Here is a 20,832-nt window from a genome sequence, read left to right on the forward strand (position 1 = left end):
TCCGCGGCCCGCCCGGCGTTTTTTTGTGGTTTCGACTGGTATTTTAATGGGGGGGGGGTGTGGTTTCAATATTAAACATATTCCCGCCCCCCCCCCCCCGCACCCCCACCCCTCCTTCAAAACGTTTCAATTGGGGCGCATTGATAGCGGCATGGTTTGCCGATAGCCCCAATCTCTTACTTCAACAACCGAATCATTTTTATGGAATACATCCTCGCCACCCTGTGCATCATCGTGCTGTTCGGCCTGATCGGGCTCAACGTGTTCGGGCTGCCGGGCAACTGGCTGGCCGTGGGCGTGCTGGCGCTGTGGAAGCTGCTGGCCCCCGCCGCGCCCGGCATGGACACCTGGTTCTTCGCCACGGTCATCGGGGCCGCCGCCGTGGGCGAGGTGCTGGAATTCGGCGTGCAGATGCTGGGCGGCAAGCGCCACGGCTCCACCGGACGGGGCAACCTGGGCGGCATCGTGGGGGCCATTGCCGGGGCCATTCTGGGCGCGCCCTTCCTGTTCGGCCTGGGCGCGCTGCCCGGCGCGCTGGCCGGGGCGTGGTTCGGCTGCTACCTCGCGGAACTGAGCCATGGCCGCCCGCGCGACGCGGCCCGCCAGGCCGCCTGGGGCGCGTTCGTGGGCAAGTTCCTGGGGCTGTCCCTCAAGTTCGCCGCCGGTGCCGTGGTGGCAGTCATGGGCGCGGGGCAGGTCTGGCCCGCGTAGGCCCCTGCCCCCGATTCCCTCCCTCCTTTCCCCTAACACTTCTTCCCCATACGACAATGCTGCACAACCTGTCTGTCGTCCTGGTAAAGACCCGGTTCCCGGAAAACGTGGGCATGGTGGCCCGGGCGTGCGCCAACATGGGCGCGCGCGACATCGTGCTGGTGGACCCGGAGCGCTGGAGCGAAGCGGACGGCGATCCGGCCAAGGCCGCGCCGCTGGCCACGCTCAAGGGGCAGGACATCCTGTCCGGGGTGCGGGTGGCGGCGACGCTGGCCGAGGCGGTGGCGGACTGCGCGCTGGTGTTCGGCACCACGGCGCGCACGGGCGGGTGGCGGCGCGAACTGCTCTCGCCGGAGCGCACGGCGGCGGAAGCCTGCCCGGTGCTGGCCGGGGGCGACCGGGTGGCCGTGGTGTTCGGGCCGGAGGACCGGGGCCTGACCAACGACGAGATAGAACACTGCCACCGGCTGCTGACCATCCCCACCGCGCCGGACGCCTCGTCCCTGAACCTGGCCCAGGCGGTGCTGGTGGTGCTGTACGAATGCCTGAAGGGCGCGTCGGCGCACCCGTTCCGGCCCGGCCCCGCCCCGGATTCGCGGCTGGCCAACCATGCGGAACTGGAACTGCTGCACGACACCCTGCGCGACACCCTGCTGGCCATCGACTACCTGCGCGCCGACAACCCGGACTACTTCATGATGCCGGTGCGCCGCTTTCTGGGCCGCACCCGGCTGCGCCGCCACGAATTCGACATGGTCATGGGCGTGTGCCGCCAGGTGAAGCGCATGGCCGCCCTGGCCGGGACCGCGACTCCCAAGCCGGACGGCGAACGCACGGACTGACCGGCGGCCCTCCCCCACCCGTCGACAATTCCCGAAGGCCCGGCCACCACGCCGGGCCTTTTCCATTGCGTCGCCACGGGTGCGACTCCAGTGCCGCGCGGCGGCATCCGCATGGCGCCGCTTTCCGTTCCGCGATGCAACGCAGCGGCTAACACGGCCATATATGGAGAAATCGATTGACCTCTTGTGAAAAATAGTGCAACCACCCGGCCAAGGAAGTGGGGACTTACGTACCATGGAAAATGCCGACGGGAGGTGGCTACAATGCGGCTGGATACACTCAGGATCACCACCAAGATGTATTCCGGGGTCATCATGGTGGTGTTGTGCACCATCGTATTCCTGTCCGGCATCGTGGCCTGGCGCATCCAGGGCACGCTGGACCGGATGGGGCACGACAACCTTGCCGGGTTCATGGACGCCATGTGCGACGTGGCCGCCATGCAGGACAGCATCGGCGGCGAGGCCCTGCACAACAGCCTGGAGGCGTTGTCCGGTTCGCTGCTGGGCCAGGGCGAGTTGCGCCTCAACGCCTCCAACGCCGCCCCGCATCAGGTGGCGGACCAGTCCACCGGGGCCACGTCCACGGTATCGGTGCCGGATTTCGAACTGACCGGCGACGGCATGCCCCTGCCCTTTTCGCCCAACGCCCTGGTGGAACGCCACAAGCGCACCGTGGGTTCCGACGCCACCCTGTTCGTGCTGCTGCCCGGCAAGCTGCTGCGCGTGGCCACCACCATCACCGATGCGCAGGGCAAGCGCGCCATCGACACCTACATCCCCGAATCCAGCCCGGTGTACCAGGCCATGGCGGCAGGCAAGGACTACACCGGCCGGGCCATGGTCATGGGCAAGGCATTCCGCACCCACTACCGCCCGGTGAAGGACGCCTACGGCGCGGTCATCGGCGCGCTGTTCGTGGGCGAACCCCTGCTCGGCGAGGCCTTCCGCACCATGTTCGGGCAAGCCAAGGTGGGCGGGCGCGGCTACACCTTCATCTTCACGCCCGACGGCACCCGCCTGCTGCACCCCACCCGCACCGGCACCAACATCCTGCAGGACAGCTACGGCAGGCAGATGCTGGAAACCCGCAACGGCTTCCTGGAATGGGAGTATGACGGGCTCAAGGTGGGCTTCGTGCGCTATTTCGAACCGTGGGACCTGTACCTGGCCGTGGCCATGACCCGCGACGAGATGCTCCAGGGCGCGGATACCGACATGCTGCGCTGGACCGCGGGCGGCGGCGTGGCCGCGCTGGCGCTGGCGGTGCTCTTCGTGTGGGTGCTGGTGCGCGAACTGATGAAGCCCATGGGGCAACTGGCCGCCTATGCCCGCACCGTGGCCTCCGGCGATTTTTCCGCCGCCATGCGCTACGAGGCGCGCGACGCGGTGGGCGACACCATTGCCGCCGTCAACGCCATGGTGGCCGAGATGAAGAACAAGCTCGGCTTCACCCAGGGCGTGCTGAACGGCATGACCGTGCCCTTCGCCATCAGTTCTCCCGACGAGAAGGTGGTGTTCACCAACGCGGCGCTGATTGACATGCTGGAGCGCCCCGGCACCCCGCAGGACTGGGTGGGCAAGCCGCTGGACCGCTTCGTGTACGGCCGCGCCATGGACGACATGGCCACCCGCCGGTGTCTGCAAAGCGGCGGGGCCGAATGCAACCTGAGCGTGGACCTGACCACCGAGACGGGCAAGCCCGTGCATGCCCAGGTGGACGTGGCCCCGCTGTACGACCTGGACGGCACCCTCATCGGGGCCTTCACCATCTACGCCGACGTCACCGGCCTGCGCACCCAGCAGACCCGCGTGGAGGCCCAGCACGCGGCCATCACCCGCGTGGCCGAACAGGCCGACGACATCGCGCGGCAACTGGCCACGGCGGCCGAGGAACTGGCCCGCCAGGTGGACGAGGCCAACGGCGGCACCGACCGGCAGCGCGCCCGCACGGCGGAGACGGCGACGGCCATGGAACAGATGAACGCCAGCATGCTGGAGGTGGCCCACAACGCCTCGCAGGCGGCGGGCAACGCCGAGGGCGCGCGGGCCAAGGCCGACGAAGGCGAACAGCTGGTGGCCGGGGTGGTGCAGGCCATCACCGGCGTGCGCGACCTGGCCGTGGACCTGCGCGCCAACATGGAAGGCCTGGGCCGCCAGGCGGAGGACATCGGCCGGGTGATGCAGGTCATCGAGGACATCGCCGACCAGACCAACCTGCTGGCGCTCAACGCCGCCATCGAGGCCGCAAGGGCCGGTGACGCCGGGCGCGGGTTCGCCGTGGTGGCCGACGAGGTGCGCAAGCTGGCCGAAAAGACCATGAACGCCACCCGCGAGGTGGGCCAGGCCATCGCCTCCATCCAGTCCGGCGCGCGCGACAACGTGCAGGCCACGGCGGCGGCCGTGGATGCGGTGATGCGCTCCACCGAGCTTACCGAACGCTCCGGCGGCGCGCTGAAGGAAATCGTGACCATGGTGGACCAGACCGCCGACCAGGTGCGCTCCATCGCCACCGCCTCGGAAGAGCAGTCCGCCGCCAGCGAACAGATCAGCCGGTCCACCGAGGAAGTGAACATGATCGCCCAGGACACGGCGCAGATCATGTCCCGCTCGGCCACGGCCGTGAACGAACTGGCCGGGCTGGCGGGCGACCTGCGCCGCCTCACCGCCGAGATGCGCGCCTGACCGGGAAGCACCCAGCGGACAGCGCCCGGCACCACACCGGGCAGCGGGATATCCCGCTGAAACGACGGGGGGACGCCATGCGGCGTCCCCCCTTTGCTGTTTCCGTCCGCCGCGCGGGCGGCGGCTCCCGATCCGGCTACGCCGCGCCGTCGGCTCCGCCTGTGCCCGCCCCGCCTGTGGCGGTCCCGCCGATCTGGCCCAGCAGCCGTTCGCCCGCCGGGGTGTCCAGCACGTCGCGCAGGGCGTGCACCACGTCCACGTCGTAGCTGTCGGTCTGGCTTTCCAGGGCGTCCAGCACCTTGTCCAGCGGCAGGGCCGGGCGGTACGAGCGCGGCCGCAGCATGGCGCAGAAGGCGTTGGCCACGGCCAGGATGCGCGCGTGGGTGGATATCCGGTCGCCGGAAAGGCCCTCGGGGTAGCCCTTGCCGTCCTGCCGCTCGTTCATCTGGATGATGGCGGGCAGCACGGGCAGGTCGAACTCGATGGAGGACAGCACGTCGCGCGCGTATTCCACGTGGCGTTCCATCTCCTGCTTTTCCTCGGCCGTGAGCTTGCCGGGCTTGTTCAGGATGTCGCGCGGCACGAACATCTTGCCCACCTGCGAAAGGTTGGCCGCCGCCTCCACCGTGGCCGCGTCGCGGTCGCCAAGGCCCAGAGCCCGCGCGGTCAGGCTGGCCGCAAGGCCCATCAGCCGCGAATGGCCCGCCAGATACGGGTCGGTCTGCTCGATGGCGCGCACCAGTGCGTCGATGGTCTGCTGCACCACCCGGCGGTTGCGTTCCTGCGCCTCCACCAGGTCGGTGATGTCGTGGAACACCGAAACCACGCCGCGCACCTGCCTGCCGTCGGGGCCGAACAGCGGGGCCTTGGCGATCTGGAAGTGGCGCTTGCGCGATTGCAGGTACACCACCTCGTTCACCGTGGCCGGGTCGCCGCCCATGAGCACCTGGGCGTCGGGCGCGGTGATGCGCCGGGCGGTGTCGAACCCGAACACCGCCTGCATGTCCATGCCCAGCAGTTCTTCGGGGGTGCGGCCCACGGCGCGGGCGAAGGCCCGGTTCACGTACTGGAACACGCTCTGGTCGTCGGTGAGCGAGACCGGATGCGTCATGGCCGAGTTGATGCCGTCCAGAAGCTGCTTCTGGTCGTCGATGACCTCGAACAGCGCCTTGAAGTCCCGCGCTATCTCGCGCTGCTCGCGGCCCACCAGCCACCACCACAGCGAGGCCAGCATGACCACCAGCAGCAGGGTGCACAGCACGGCCAGCCCCACCACGGTGCGCTCGCGCTCGGCCAGGCGGGCCAGGGCGAGGTCGGCGGGAATCTCCTCCACGGTCCACCATTCGATGTCCTGCACCTTGCGCCCGGTGGAGTACACCTGCGTGCCGCCATCCACCGAGACGCGCCGCATGAAGGGCAGGTCGCCGGTTTCGGCAAAGGCGGGCGGGGGCACGTTCTTCAACCCTTCCTGGGCCGAGGGGGCGATTTCCTCGAAGCCGCGCGGGGTGCGCTGCACAAGGCGCGACACCTGCCCCTTCTCCACCAGCGGCGAGGCGGCCAGGAATTCGCCCACCTTGCCGGAGATGATCTTGGACAGCATCAGCACCGCCACGGGCCGCGCGCCGGTGGCCGCCTCGAACTGGGGCGGCAGGATGGGCATGAACAGGTCCAGCACCAGCCCGGTCTGGGTGGAACGGGCGTGCGAGAAGCGCATCTGCCCCGTTTCCAGCACCGCGCGGATGGCGGCCTGCTGGTCTTCGCCCAGCGGCACGGGGGTGGCGTCCGTGGAGATGTAGGTCTGGGCGCGGGTGTTCACGATGCGCCCGGACACGAAGTCGGAATAGGTGACGAACTCGCGCAGCAGGTTGCGCATCAGCGGCAGTTGCGCGGCCAGTTGCGAGATGTCGTCGTCGCCCTGCCCCGCGCCCGGCTTGCCCGCCTTGTTCGCGTCCTGACCCGGCCCCTGACCCGGCCCCTGTCCTGGCCCCTGTCCTGGCCCCTGTCCTGGTTTGTTCAGCAGCAGGCCCACGTCGCCTTCCAGCTGGTTCACCTCCGAGGCGAACAGCCGGAACAGGTCGGCGTTGATCAGCCGCGCCCCCTGCTCGGTCATGGAAGCCAGCCACAGATGCACGGATTCCACGCGGGCCAGCGTGAGCACCGCCTGCCGCTGGGCGATGTCCGTCTCCAGCTTGTGCCGTGCGTCGGAGATGTTCCAGTAGGCCCCCACCGTGGCCGCCGCCACGGTGACCGCAAGCACCACGATGCCGAACCACAGAAGCCGTGAACGGCCGGCGGGTCTGTCGCGGTCCGGCGTACCTGTCGATGCGCTGTTCTCTGCCATGGGTCCTCCGCGAGCTATTGCATTCTTCTGGTGCCGGGGCCGCCCTTGATAGGGATGTGCGCCCACCGGTATTCTTCGTTTATGGAGTACTGCGGCACGTAGTGTCCGTAACGCTGGTGCGACAGCACGACATTGGAAAGATTGTCCAGCACGTAGGCGTCGCCCCCGGTGTAGACCACCAGTATGGCGTGGGCCAGCCTGCGGATGGAGTCCATCAGGATGACGATGCGCATGTCCGAAACGGGCACGCCAAGCTGCTTCAGGGCGAAATACTTGACGATGGCGTAGTCCTCGCAGTCGCCCGACTTGCGCAGGAATTCGACGGGCGCCGCCCAGTAGTCCACCACTCCCCACACTTCGCTGTCCAGCCGGTAGGGCCACTGGTTGAACAGGGAATTCACGTTGCGCAACTTGTCCATGGTGGACAGGCCGCGCCATTCGGACCGCAGTTCGCCCCACAGGGCGTTGCGCCCGCCCAGGGCCCGTTCCGGAATCAGCCCCGGCGTCTTGCGGTCCACGTTCAGCACCCGGTCCCACTTGGGCAGGTTTTTCAGCGGCCCCCGGAACTCGATGGTGTTGAACAGCCGGATGCCGGTGGGACGCGCGGGGGCCGGGGCGGCCTGCCTGGGCTCGGCGGTCTGGCCGGACTGCGCGGCCTGGCCGGACTGCACGGTCTGGCCGGGTCGTGACGGCTGGCCCTGCCCGACTGCCTGCCGGTCTGGCCGGGATGGCTGGGGCTGCTCCGCCTGCGCCACAAGGGGCGCATCGGGCACGTCCGCCGTGGCCTTGTCCGCGTCCTCTCCGTCATCATCCTTTCCGGCGGCGTCATCACCGGCGGCGTCGGGCACCGCATCGGGGGCGGCTTCCTGCCGTCCCGCCTGCTTGGCCCGCTCTTCCGGCGTATCGGCGGCATCCGGCGCGGGTCCGGCCACCGCCCCGCGCACCTCGGGGGTGGCGGGCGGACCGGTCCTCTCGGCGGTGCTGCCCGCATCCTGCGCCTGCATGGGGGCGGCCTTGGGAGTGGAACCGCCCGCCACGGCCGTGCCGCGCCACACGCCGGTTTCCACCGCCAGCGGCATGGCAAGCAAGGCAACCAGGGCCAGCAGGGCGGACAGCGCCCGGCCACGTCGGCGGAAAAGCACCTGCATCAGACCACGCGCGCAGGGCTCATCCGGGCAGGGACCATTCGGGCAGGGACCATCCGCGCAGGGGCCATCCGGGCCGGGTTCACGGCGCGAACGCGCCCCCCCGGCCCCGCCCGCCGCAACCGGCCGGCCGGGATGGCACGGCGCGTGCCCCGCGCCGTTTCCCTCGCCCGTGGCCCTCTGCCGCATCAACGCTCCCGCAGGGCATTCTGCTGCGCCTTCAGGATGGGCTTCAGCAGATAGTCGAGCACCGTCTTCTTGCCGGTAAGGATGTCCACCGTGGCGGTCATGCCCGGCATGATGGGCAGGTTTTCGCCCCGGTAGGTGATGGCGTTCTTCCTGGTGCGCAGCTTGACCAGGTAGTAGAACTCGCCCTTGCGGTCCTCTATGGTGTCCGCGCTGATCTGTTCCAGCCCCGCCTCCAGACCGCCGTAGATGGAGAAGTCGTAGGCGGTGACCTTGACGATGGCCTTCTGGCCCGGATGCAGGAAGGCGATGTCCGCCGGACGGATGCGCGCTTCCACCAGCAGGGTGTCGTCCAGCGGCACCAGTTCGAGGATCGATTCGCCCGGCTTCACCACCCCGCCCTGGGTATTGATGATGATGCGCTTCACCGTGCCGCGCACCGGGGCGCGCAGGTCGGTACGGGTCACCCGGTCCTCACCGGCGGACAGGGTTTCGCGCAGCGAGTTCAGCTCCACGCGGCGCTTGTTGATCTCCTCCACCGCCTGCGAGCGCACCTCGGCCTTGCGGTGCGACAGGCGCTGTTCCACCTCGTGCACCGCGCTGCGGGCCTTGGGGATGTTCACGGCCAGCGAACTGATGTCGCCGCGCAGTTGGATGACGCGCTGCTCAAGGCTCAGGTAGTCCACCTTGGAGTATATCTGCTTCTCCACCAGCGGCCGGGCGATGTCGCGCTGTTCCTGCGCCACGCGCAGGCTGGCGCCCAGCTGGCCCTGCCGCCCCACCATTTCGTCCACTTCCTGGCGCTTCTGGACAAGCTGGCTTTCCAGCACGCTCAGTTCCAGCTCCAACTGGCGCTTGCGCGCGTTGTGGATGGAGGTCTGGTCGGCCACCACCTGCGGGGCCTTCTGGACCACCTCGGGGGGATACACCGGGTCCTTGCCCTCCAGTTCCGCCTCCAGGCGGGCGATGGCGGCCATGTGCTCGTACGATTTGGACACCGCGTCGCGGAAGAAGCTGGCGGCCGATTCGTTGTCCAGGCGCACCAGCACCGTGCCCTTTTCCACAATCTGCCCTTCGCGCACGAATATCTCGCTGATGATGCCGCCTTCCAGGTTCTGGATTTCCTGCACTCGCTGCGAGGGAATGACCTGGGCCTGGCCGCGCGTCACCTCGTCCAGCGGCGCGAAGGCCGACCAGAGGATGAACACCAGAAAGAACACCCCCAGCGAGGCGGACAGCAGGAAGGCCAGCGGGTGGCCCTTGCGGTGCAGGGCCGCGTCCACCTCGCTCATGAATTCCAGGTCGTCGCGGCGCACGCCGTTGGCGGCCCCGCCGCCCAGCGCCCCGCCGCGCGCGGCTCCGGCAAGGCGTTCTCCCAGGCTCGACGCGCCGTGGCCGCCCATGCCCGGAGGCATGCCGGGAGGCATGCCCGAAGCAGCCCCCGGCGCAACGGGGGGCGTGGCGGATTCCGGCGCGCCGGATGTGGTCTTGTCATTTTCCATGTTCATGCTCCGCTGGCGCGCCGCGCATCAGCCCTGTTGAGCGGGTCTGGGGGCGGGCGCGCCCGTGAAGCGCGCGGCGCCCGCCGCGCGCACCTGATCGCCGCGCAACGCGGCAAGGACGGCCTGCTTGGGGCCGTCGGCCACCACCCGGCCATGGTCGAGCACCACCAGCCGGTCCACCAGGTCCAGCATGCTCACCCGGTGGGTGACCAGGATCAGCGTCTTCTTGTCCAGTATTTCCGCAAGGCGGCGCTTCAGCGCCATTTCCGACGAATTGTCCATGTTGCTGGACGGCTCGTCCAGTATCAGCACGTCCGGGTCGTGCAGCAGCGACCGCGCCAGGGCCACGGCCTGGCGCTGCCCGCCCGAAAGGGCCATGCCCCGCTCGCCCACCGGCATGCCGAAGCCCGCCGGGTGCCCGCGCACGAAATCGACCACCCCGGCGATGGTGGCGGCGCGCAGGATCATCCGGTCGTCGGCGTTGGGCACGCCGATGGCGATGTTGTCGCGCACAGAGCCGTAGAACAGGTAGTTGTCCTGGGCAAGGTAGCCCACGCGCGAGCGCAGGTCGGCCATGTCCATCTGGCGGATGTCCACCCCGCCGAAGCGCACTGCGCCGTCGCGCGGCTGGTACAGGCCGATGGCCAGCCGCCCGAGGGTGGACTTGCCCGAGCCCATGCGCCCGATGATGCCCACCCGCTCGCCGGGGCGGATGGTGGTGTTGACGTTCTCCAGCGCCAGCCGTTCCGAGCCGGGGTAGGCGAAGGACACGCTTTCGAAGACCAGGGAATGTTCCAGCGGGCCGAAATCCACGTACGGCCTGTCTTCCGGCCGCTCGGTGGGCAGGTTCATGAGCATGTCCAGCGACTTCAGGGCCATGCGCGACTGTTGCAGCCGCGCCAGCATGGCCGCCACCTGGCTCAGCGGGGCCATGGCGCGCGAGGCCAGCATGTTGCAGGCGATGAGCCCGCCCATGGTCAGCAGGCCGTCGGAAATGCGGTACACGCCCCAGATGATCACCGTCACGCTGACCAGCTGGGTGAACAGGATGGACATGGTCACCGAGATGTTGGCCAGCCCCTTGGACTGGGCGTTGGACGAGGCGCTCATGCCCACCACCTTTTCCCAGGCGTGCTGCATGCGGCCTTCGGCCAGCGACGACTTCACCGTTTCCAGCCCGTTGATGATCTCCACCAGCAGGGCGTTCTTCTGCATGCCTTCCTTGTAGCCCGCCTCGGCCACCCGCTGGAACGGCAACTGGAGCAGCATGCCGATGCCCACCACGATGGGCACCGCCAGCATGGGCACCACGCCGATGGGTCCACCGATGAAGCACACGATGAGCACGAACAGCACCAGGAAGGGCAGGTCCACCAGCGCCAGCAACGTGGTGGAGCCGAAGAACTCGCGCAGCGATTCGAACTCGCGCAGGTTGTTGGCCAGCGAGCCGGTGGAGTCCGGCTTGGCGTCCAGGCGCAGGCTCATCAACTGGTTCATCAGGCGGCTGGCCAGCACGATGTCCGCGTTGCGGCCCGCCACGTCCACGAAGTAGCTGCGCAGGTTGCGCAGCAGAAAGTCGAACACGTAGGCGATGCCGATGCCGATGGCCAGCACCCACAGCGTTTCCGTGGCGCTGTTGGGCACCACGCGGTCGTACACGTTCATGAAGAACAGCGGGCTGACGATGGTCAGCAGGTTCACCACCACGCTGGCGAACAGCACGTGCTTGTAGATGGGCAGGAAGTGCAGCAGCGTGTCCCAGAACCAGCGCTTGGCCTTCAGCAGCTTTATCTCGCTGGCCCGGCGGTCCAGCTTGCCTTCCAGCCGGGCGAACATGGCGTAGCCGGTGTATTCCTTGGTCAGTTCGTCCACCGGCACGCTGCGCGGCTCCATGCCCGTCTCCGGGAACAGCACTTCGGCCTTGTCCCCTTGCAGCGACAGCAGCACGCAGGCCTTTTCCTGGCGCAGCAGCAGGATGCACGGCAGGGTCAGCGAAGAGATGCGGTCCAGCGTGGGGCGGTACACCACGCTGGAGGCCATGCCCGCCGTGCGCGCGGCGCGGATGCAGGCCGAAGGCTGCACCGGCCCGTCGGACATGGGCAGCCCGGCCACCAGGAACCGCGTGGACACCGGCTTGCCGTGCAGCCGGAACAGGAAGGCCATGCATTCGATGAGCGGCGGCGTGTAGTCCACGTCGGCCGGGTCCAGCCCGCGCATGTCGGGAATGCCGCCCTGCGGCACCGGGGGTTCCAGCGCGGCGTCGAGTTGCGGCCCTTCCAGCGCGGCGGCCGTGGCGGCCGCTGCCTCGCGCGGGATGGCCGAGGGCGGCGGAGGCGGCACCGGGCGCGGCGCGCCCACGGCGGGGATGGGTTCTTCCGGCGCGAAGGCGGCGGCCCGGTCCGGGTCCGGCGTCATGGCCGGACGCGGCGCCGGACGCGGCACGGAGGCCGAAGCCCCCGGCGTGGCGGAGGCGGCCGGAGTAGCGGAGGCGGCCGGAGTGGCGGGTCCGGTGGTGGGTCCGGTGGCGGGCCTGCCCGGCGTCACCGTGGCGTGCAGCGGGGGATGGGCCGGAGCGCCGCTGGCCGGTCTGGCCCCCGCATCGGCAGGCTTGTCGCCGGACCCGGCCGGTCTCGCCCCGATTTCGGCCGGTCTTGATACGGGCGCGGTCGGCGCGGTCGGCCTTGACGCGGGCGCGGCGACGGAAGGCTTGGCCGTGACGGTGGGGGGCGTCACCGTGACGGGCTTCACGCCCTCGCCGGCGACTGCCTTGCCCGGCTCGCCGCCGGTGCCCGGACGCCCGGAAAATCCGTACGACGGCCGGGGGGGCCTGTCTCCGGCCCTGTCTCCGGGCCTGTCACCAGGCTTGTCACCAAGCCTGTCTGGCGCGGGCTCCGGCACGCGGGCGGCGGTACGCTCCGGAGCGGGCGCGGCGGGCTTGCCCGCCGTCTTGTCCGGCGCGTTGTCCGGCACCTTGTCCGGCTCCTTGCCGGGTTGCGTGGCGTCGGGGCGGGAGGAGGGCGGGGAGGAAGGTTTGTCTGTCACGGCGGAACCCCTCGTGAGGTGGATGACCAACGGCGCGGCGAGGGGACGGCAACCATCCCCCCTTTCCGGACATTTTATCGTATACGCGCGGGGCCCCTGCCGCGCAACCGGATTATGGCGCTCTTCCCCGCTCCCTGCCCCGGCCGCATGCCAGGCGGAGCACCGCCGTGACCATCATCGCCGCGCAGCATTCCAAGGTAGGGAATTCCCTGCCACGCCGGGGCATTTCCCGCACGGCACGACAGTCCGGAAAAGCCGGATTCTCCGCACCAGACAACAACACTGTCTGCATCCTCCCCATTGCGGCATAGGGAAAAACCCGACCATTCCGCTCCATGCATTTCACCATTTCCCCATCGAAAATTGTGCGCCATTACAATGTGTCGCGCCACCATTGCAAGCCCATCGGAAATCACTGCATATTTCCGTTCATATTACCGCATGCGCCACCATGAATCCCCCATTTTTCACTACGCAGGCGCATATTTTCTTGCGAAAGTTCACCAAAGTGCATATATGATGGACCTTGGTCTTCCACGTCTCCCCCCTGCGTACGGTGCAATGCGCATCGCCTGCGCGAAAACGCGATGCGGAAGTCCGCACACAGGTTCGACGACACCGGGCAGCCCCCCCTGCCCACGCAACCCGCGCCCGTACGGCGCGCCGATACCACGAGGTAGCGATGACCCGTTCCACGCAGGGTGCCACCGACCCCATTACGCTGCTCCTGCCCACCGCCGGGCAGGAGATTCATTTCGACGCCAGCCCCGACTCCCGCTTTGCCCTGGGCTTTCCCACCGACGCCGCCACCTTGACCGCAGCGGCGACGATCTGGTGTTCAGCTTTCCCGATGGCGGCCGCATCGTGCTGTCCGGGTTCTTCGAAGGCAACAACGCCGATCTGCTGCCGGAATTCAACCTTCCTGACGGCGGCGCCGTTTCCGGCCACGATTTTCTGGCCGCCCTGGAACCCGACCTGCTGCCCGCCGCCGGTCCCGGCGCGGGCGCGGGCGTTGCAGGCGGCGGCGTGGGCGACTACAGCGACGACCCCGGCAGCCTCATCGCGGGCATTGACCGCCTGGACCCGCTGACGCCCTTCTTCTGGTCCAGCGAAGTGGAACCCACCCTTGAGGCCGAAGGCCCGCTGGACCCGGCATCGGGTTCCCTTGGCTCTTCCCTGCAACTGGTGGGGCCTGACGGCTCCCTGGTCGGCACCTTGTACGGTTACGAGGACAACCAGCCCGGCCAATACCTGCCCGGCGCCAACGACGGCTCCGTGGACGCCCACGCGGGCAACGGCACGGAACAGCCGCTGCAATTCGTCCTTGTCTTCACCCCCGCGGACAACGAGGTGCTCGGCCAAATCACCCTCACCGGGTTCACCCCCGGCACGCGCATCAGCATCGGCGACGCGGACTTCGACGATGCGGGCGACATCGTGGTCACCGGTTCCGGCCAGGCCATCACCCTGACCGCCGCGCAGCTTGCCTCGGGCATCTACCTGCGCCCGCCGCAGGACAGCTCGGCGGACATGAACATCAAGGTCACCGCAACCATCACCGACCCCGATTCCGGGTTGTCGGCCACCATCGGCGGCAGCTTCACCATCGTCATCGACGCCGTGGCCGACCGGCCGGACCTTGCAGCCCCCGGAGGAGACACCAACGCTTCCGAAGAGGCGCTGGTCACCATTCCCGTCTCCGCCACCTTCCACGACCTTGACGGCTCGGAACGCCACTACGTCGAAATCGACGGCGTGCCCAAGGACTGGACGCTGGACATGGACAGCCTGCCCGAGGGCTGGACGCTGGTTTCCACCGTCACCGAAGACGGCCTGTCCACCCTGCGCTTCGAGGTGACCGAAGCGGCGGCGAACAACGACGGCGCGGTTTCGGCGTCGCTGGAATTCAACCCGCACGACTGGTCCGACGCCCGGCTGAACGACGGCACGGAGAACACCCACGGCGCGGCGGAACTGACCGTTACCGCCATCGCGCAGGAAAACGCCGTGCCCGGCGAGCGGACGGACAACGACACCGCCACGTCCGACGCCGCCACCATCGTCGTTTCCCGCGCGGAAGACATGCCTGCCATCACCGTAACCGACGGCAAGGCCCTCGTGCTGACCGTGGATGAATCGGCGGGGACGCAGCACGGCGACAAGGCCCTGTCGGCCCTGTCCACCACCGCGCAAGGAATCCTGGGCGCTCTTGGCCTTGCGGACGCGCCCCTTTCCGCCTCCGACGGCCAGGTGACGTACAACCTCGGCACGGACGGCGCGGGCGACCCCAATCCGGCCTCCGACAGCCAGCTTTCGCTGGCGTGGAACCTTGACAAGATCGCATCCGACCTTGCCGGGCTGAAGACCGCCGACGGCTCCGCCATCACGTGGAGCGTACAGACCGTGGACGGCCACGACGTGCTGGTGGGCACGAGCGGCGGCAAGACGGCCTGCGTGGTCATCCTTGCCGACAACGACGGCGTGCTCGCCAACGGCTCGAACACGGCCACCGTCACCTTTGTCCAGTACATGCCCTTGCACCACGATGTGGCGAACAATGGCGACGACATCAAGGATCTGCCCTTCACCTTCACCGTCACCGACGACGAAGGCGACGCCATCGACGCCACGGTGCGGGTGAACGTGCACGACGACGGCCCCAAGGCCACCGCGGACAGCAATGCCTACAACGAAGCCACGGACGCGGCTGTCAGCGGCAACGTGCTGGCCAATGACGCGCCCGGCGTGGACGGCTGGGCCGATGGCGGCCCCTCGGTTGCGCGCTGGAACAACGTCCGCGTCACCGACGCGGACGGCTCCACCCCCGCGCACACCTACCGGGTGTACACGGGCATGGACGCAGACGGTTCACCGACCGGCCCCGCCGGTTCCGGCACCATCGCCCCCGGCACCTACTACATCTACGACGACACCACCAAGGAATTCGCGGGCACGCTGACGCTCGGTGCGGATGGCTCGTACAGCTTCACCCGTGCCGAAGGGCAGGACATTGCCGACAAGTTCCAGATCAAGGTCAACTACACCACCAGCGCGGACAGCGACGGCGATACCGCATCCTCGACGCTGACCATCAATGTCACCCCCGCGTCCCGGCTGGAGCTTTCCATCACCGGTGATCCTTCGGTGCACGAAGACCCCGGCAACAGTGCCGGCATGTCCAACATCGCGCACTACACCATCGCCATGGACTACGCCGGGCATGGCGACGCGGCGGCGGACAAGGCCAGCGGCACCTTCAGCTTCGACGTGACGCTGAAGGGCGTTTCCGAACTGCCCACCGACCCGTCCGACATCAACCCGTCCTCCGTCTATTACGACAACGACCTTTCGGACAACGGCGGGGCCAGCGGCAACATCAGCCAGGCCGGCGACATCGTCTGGATGGTGCCCACGGTGGACGGGGCGGGCAACATCACCGGCTGGACGGCCACGTCCACGGCCGACCTCGCAAGCGCCCTGAACGAGGCGCTGAAGGCGTACTACGGCACGGACAGCGCCGGTAACGCCTATGTCACTGTGGAGATGGATTCCGCCCTCAAGCTCACCTTCACCGTGCGCGACGGCGCGCCGCTGAAGGACCTGCCCCTTGCCATCCAGGCCGTGGACGACATGGTGGGCGACAACGGCGAAAAGTACAGCGTCGTGGTGGGCAACCTGACGCTTGCCGACGACACGCCCGGCTCGTTCGACGTGGCCATCACCAAGAACAAGGCCGACACCACCATCCACGATGAAGGCAACGACGAAGGCCGCGACGGCTTCCTGCTGGGGCTGGTGGACAGTTCCGTGCAGGAGAGCGGCAAGGACGCGGGCGTGGAAGTGCGCCTGTACGTCAACTCGGGCGACGGCGGCTACTACGCCGGCGACAAGCCGGTGCAGGACGTGACCGTCAGGCTGGCCTTCACGGAGGGCAGCGCCAAGGCCGACGCCGACTACTTCGAAACCGATTCCTACACCATACCCCACGACAAGTGGGAACTGGTGCATACCACTGACGGCAACGGCAATCCCGTCAGCTACTACAGGGCCATCATTCCCGTGCAGCTTGCCGACGACCGGCTGAGCGAAGGCGAGGAAACGTTCGAAGTCAAGATCACCGGCGTTTCCGGTCATGAGGCGGGTGTGCTTGGTGACGGTTCCGCCATCGTTACCATTACCGACGACGCATCGCTTCCCCCTGCTCCGGGCACCGAGAATCCTCCTACGGACATTCTGGACGGACCGGAATTGCAATACTTCGGCCCGGAAACCCTGGTGCGCGAGCCGGTGGCCCCCGGAGAATCCGCCCAGTTCGACGAGAACGGCAACAACACTACCAACGAGACCAACACGGTCGCCTACACCATCATCCTCACCGATGTGGCGGCGGAAGACGTCGTGGTGTGGCTGCAACTCGATTCGAAGGGCCTCGGCACCGACTTCCGCACCGGCGACGGCATCCAGTTGTACAAGCCGGGCGAAACGGACCTTTCCGGCTACCACTACGCCAACGCACCCACTGGCGACGGCCCCTACTACTACGTGATCATCCCCGCCGGTTCCGCCTCCGCCTCTTTCGAAGTGAACATCCTGCACGACCACGACACCGCCGGTGACGGCCACGGCGTGGACGCGGGCACGGACACCGTGTCGTGGACCATCGTGGACATGCAGGGCAGCGAAGTGGTGTACGACAAGACCGACCCCGCCAGCACCGGCGATGCCATCGCCGACGACATGCGCGGGCCGGTGGTGTCCATTACCGACCTGGACGTCACGCAGAACACCTCCGACGGCACCACCACCATTTCCGTGGGCCTGCCCGGCGGCGTCGCCGTCAACGAGAACGTCACCGTCACCGTGCAGATGGTGTACAGCGACGGCAGCGTGCACGATCATACCGTGACCATTCCGGCCGGACAGTCCGCCGGCAACCTGACGCTGCCCGTTCCGAACACCGACTACTACCACGTGCGCATCGTGGGCAGCACCGGCGGCGAAACCCGGTTCGACGACGGCTTCCGCTTCGTGGACGTCGGCAACGGCGGCGGCTCCGGCCCCTTCAACGGGCGGCTGGAACTGTCCCTCGATGCGTCGGACTCCATCGCCGAGAACGGCGGCGTGGCCGGCTACACCATCACCGGGCACCTGCCCGACAACTACATGCCGCTGCTGAACGGCGACGTCACCTTCACCCTGAAGACCTACGGCAACAGCGCCGCCCAGGGCGCGGACTACTCGGAAGGCGAAGTGACCGTGACCCTGAGCGCGGAACTGCTGGCCCGCATCAAGTACTTCGAGGGCGGCGACTTCACGCTGAAGCTCACCGACGACGGGAACGGCAATATCGTCCCCACCATTTACGACAGCAACGGCAACCCCTTCACCCCGATCCTGCCGGGGGCCATCAAGGTGACGGGCGACCTGCCCAAGGCCAATGACGACAACCACGTGGAAGGCGACGAGACCTTCACCACCATCATCACCGGCATCAGTTCCAACGCCACCGTCTCCGGCAGCGACGGCGGCATGGCCAAAACCACCATCGTGGACGACGACACGCCGAAGGTGAAGGTGGAAGTGACCGGCGGGCTCGATGACGACGGCAACGCCCACGAAGGCCAGACCCCCATCACCGTCACCGTCAGCCTTGTGGACCCCGTTACCAACGAGCCGCTCGACCCCGCCAATGGCCCCATTACCCTTGAACTGACCTTCGGCGGCGACGCCACGCGCGGAACCGACTTCGTGCCCTACACCACCACCGTGACCATCCAGCCCGGCGAGGGCGGCAAGGCCACGGTCAGCGTGGCGCTGCCGGATGACTACATCTCCGACGGCGACAAGACCCTGAGCGTGACGGCCACCATCAAGGCCAACGACCCGTACAACGACTACGGCAACACCCTTGAGGGCATATCCGGCACCACGGAAACGCCCCTGACCATCATCGAGACCAGCGATAACGGTCCCACGGCCACACTGGTTGCGGGCAGCACCACCGTGTCCGAAGACGACGGCAGCGCCGCCTTCCGCCTGACCATGGACAAGGCGGTGGAAGAGCCCGTCGAGTTCGTCGTGGACGTGACGTTCAAGGACGGCATGAGCGGTGACGACCTCAAGGGCATCACCGTGGGCGGGGTTACCTACTATCCGGGGGATGGCTCCGGCAGGGTCACCGAAGTCACCGACGGCGGCAACGTAACCGGCTGGCAGTTGCACCTTACCGTGGGCAAGGGCGGTTCCGGCGCGTCGTTCAGCGTGGACGCCGTCAACGACCGCCTGTCCGAAGGCGACGAGACCTTCACCGTGTCCATCTCCAATGCGGGAGACCTGAAGGGCGAGGTGACCCTTGCGGACGACACGCCCATTGACGTCAAAATCACCGACAGCCTCGACGGCCCGGCGGTGACCATGAGCGCGCCCGCCACGGTGAACGAAGGCGACAGCGCGGACATCACGCTGGCGTTCTCGAAGGACGTGCAGGGAGAAGACGTCACCGTCACCATGAAGGTGGACATCGATACGCTGGAACCGGGCTCCAAGGCCACGGTGACCATCGGCGGCTCCCCGCAGGACGTCGACATCGCAGCCGACGGCACCCTCAGCTTCACCGTGCCCGAAGGCACCCCCGCGGGCGACGTGACGGTCAGCTTCCAGACGAAGGACACCACCGGCGCCGTGGGCGGCAACACGCCCCTTTCGGTGGAACTGGTTTCCGTCGCGGGCGGCGAGGCCAGCGTGGGCGGCGCGCCCTCCATGACCAGCACCTACGTGGAGGAAGGCACCGGCTACGTGACCTACAACGTCACCGCCAACGCCGCCACCAACGCCACGTCCACGGTCACCTACACCCTGCACGGCGTGGCCGCTGCCGCCGATGTGGCGTCCATCAAGGTGGGCAGCGCCACCATCAGCAACATCATCATTGACGACGTGAGCGGCGCCGTAACCGGCTTCAAGCTCGACGGCGTCACCTACACTGCCGACGGCACGGGCGGCTTCGCCAATGGCCCTGACAACGCGGCTCCCCTGTCGCTCTCGCTTGCGGGCGGCAAGCTGGCCGTCAGCATGGCGCAAGGGGCGGGCGCCGTCGGCGCGGCGATAACCGTCACCTTCGTGGACACCAACAGCACGGCCAACCGCGCCAATACGTCCATCAGCGGGTCCATCGTGCTCGGGGCGGCGGTGGTGGAAATCGTGGACACCACGCAGCCCATCGCCGCCGAAGACCTGCACCTCGTGGTGCTGGGCGATGCCGCCTCCGGCGTCACCCTGCCGGAAAGCGTTCTCCTGAGCGCCGCCACGGACCCCAGCGCGCATGCCGAAGGCATGGTGTTCGGCATTGCAGCAGGGCTTGGGGTTGCGGATGCCGGCAGCGGCAACATCACCCTGTCGGGGCTTACCGAAGGCAACCGCCAGTACACCTACACCGCCGCCGACGCAGGCGACGCCAACGACAAGGATACCGCGACGCTGCACGTCACCGTGCAGGCCACGGAAACGGGCGGGGAAGGTGGGTTGCCGGGCCACGACTACGACGGTTCGTCCGTCACCCATGCGCAGGTGGTGGTGGGGTCCGGCCAGGGCGACACCATCACCGGCGGCGGCGGCAATGACCACCTGTATGGCGGCGCGGGCGACGACACCCTGCACGGCGGGGCCGGAAACGACGTGCTGCACGGCGGCGACGGCAATGACGTGCTGCACGGAGGCGACGGCAACGACCTTCTGGACGGCGGCGCGGGGGTGAACACCCTGTACGGCGGAGCGGGCGACGACACCCTGGTGGTGCGCGACACCGGCGGCACGGCGGACGTGGCGGATGGCTACCTCGACAGCCACGACTTCGGCGGGCTGCACGGCGGCGACGGCTACGATACCCTGCTGGTGCAAGGCGAGGACGTGACCCTGGACTTCAGCCGCATCACGGCGGGCACAGTCACCGGCATCGAGGCCATCGACCTCACCGCCGACGGCGCGCAGCACGTGGCGCTTTCCGCGCAGGACGTGCTGGACATGAGCGGCGCGGCCGACCACTCGCTGGCCATCACGGGCGACGGACACGATTCCGTCATCCTAGGCTCGGAATGGGCTCATGGCGGCACAGCCACCGTGGGCAACGTGGACTACAACGTGTACACCGCCACGGCGGGCACGCCGGGCGATGAACAGCAGGTGCAACTGCTCATCCAGCAGACCGTCAGCACCACCTCGCCCAGCGGCACCTAACGCAAACGTTAGCTGGCGCAACGGTGCATGGCCCCAGCGGTATCTGGCCAGCCATCCGACACCCGAACGCATGACCGACAACAGACAGCGGGCCGCCCCTTCCGGGGCGGCCCGCTTCATTTTCTGTCCTGACCGGCCTGGGGATG

9 protein-coding genes are annotated in these 20,832 nt (G+C 68.1%); 5 read left to right on the plus strand and 4 right to left on the minus strand.

Features of this window, described 5'->3' with window-relative positions:
* The first annotated feature begins 201 nt into the window (after positions 1–201).
* The 3 genes from ACR4XJ_RS08150 (at position 202) to ACR4XJ_RS08160 (ending at position 4,238) form a co-directional block, all read left to right on the plus strand.
* Positions 202–711 (plus strand): DUF456 domain-containing protein, encoded by a 510-nt coding sequence (locus tag ACR4XJ_RS08150; protein WP_434754766.1) that lies wholly within the window; start codon positions 202–204, stop codon positions 709–711.
* 56 nt (positions 712–767) lie between these two features.
* Positions 768–1,553 carry an RNA methyltransferase gene (locus ACR4XJ_RS08155; protein ID WP_434754767.1) on the plus strand — a complete coding sequence of 262 codons (786 nt, stop codon included), beginning with the start codon at positions 768–770 and terminating at the stop codon, positions 1,551–1,553.
* Positions 1,554–1,817: 264 nt separating this feature from the next.
* On the plus strand, positions 1,818–4,238 hold the full coding sequence (locus tag ACR4XJ_RS08160; RefSeq protein WP_434754768.1) for a methyl-accepting chemotaxis protein: 2,421 nt from the start codon (positions 1,818–1,820) through the stop codon (positions 4,236–4,238).
* A 136-nt stretch (positions 4,239–4,374) separates the two neighbouring features.
* On the opposite strand, the gene ACR4XJ_RS08165 is transcribed toward ACR4XJ_RS08160, so the two are convergent.
* The 4 genes from ACR4XJ_RS08165 to ACR4XJ_RS08180 all read right to left on the minus strand — a co-directional run bounded on the left by ACR4XJ_RS08165 (position 4,375) and on the right by ACR4XJ_RS08180 (position 11,629).
* A complete protein-coding gene (locus ACR4XJ_RS08165) occupies positions 4,375–6,579 on the minus strand; it encodes an HD domain-containing phosphohydrolase (protein ID WP_434754769.1) in 2,205 nt (734 codons plus the stop codon).
* 14 nt (positions 6,580–6,593) lie between these two features.
* Positions 6,594–7,727 carry a transglutaminase-like cysteine peptidase gene (locus ACR4XJ_RS08170; RefSeq protein WP_434754770.1) on the minus strand — a complete coding sequence of 378 codons (1,134 nt, stop codon included), beginning with the start codon at positions 7,725–7,727 and terminating at the stop codon, positions 6,594–6,596.
* 185 nt (positions 7,728–7,912) lie between these two features.
* Entirely contained in the window at positions 7,913–9,412 is a 1,500-nt protein-coding gene (locus tag ACR4XJ_RS08175) for an HlyD family type I secretion periplasmic adaptor subunit (protein ID WP_434754771.1), read from the minus strand.
* A 27-nt stretch (positions 9,413–9,439) separates the two neighbouring features.
* Entirely contained in the window at positions 9,440–11,629 is a 2,190-nt protein-coding gene (locus ACR4XJ_RS08180; RefSeq protein ID WP_434755163.1) for a type I secretion system permease/ATPase, read from the minus strand.
* A gap of 992 nt (positions 11,630–12,621) precedes the next feature.
* On the opposite strand from ACR4XJ_RS08180, the gene ACR4XJ_RS08185 reads away from it, so the two are divergent.
* Complete coding sequence (locus ACR4XJ_RS08185; protein WP_434754772.1) at positions 12,622–12,765, plus strand: hypothetical protein; 144 nt, start codon at positions 12,622–12,624, stop codon at positions 12,763–12,765.
* A 523-nt stretch (positions 12,766–13,288) separates the two neighbouring features.
* Positions 13,289–20,686 (plus strand): Calx-beta domain-containing protein, encoded by a 7,398-nt coding sequence (locus tag ACR4XJ_RS08190; RefSeq protein ID WP_434754773.1) that lies wholly within the window; start codon positions 13,289–13,291, stop codon positions 20,684–20,686.
* The last annotated feature ends 146 nt before the right edge of the window (positions 20,687–20,832 follow it).

Source organism: Nitratidesulfovibrio sp. D1 (assembly GCF_051133415.1).
In the GTDB taxonomy this organism is placed as follows: domain Bacteria; phylum Desulfobacterota; class Desulfovibrionia; order Desulfovibrionales; family Desulfovibrionaceae; genus Cupidesulfovibrio.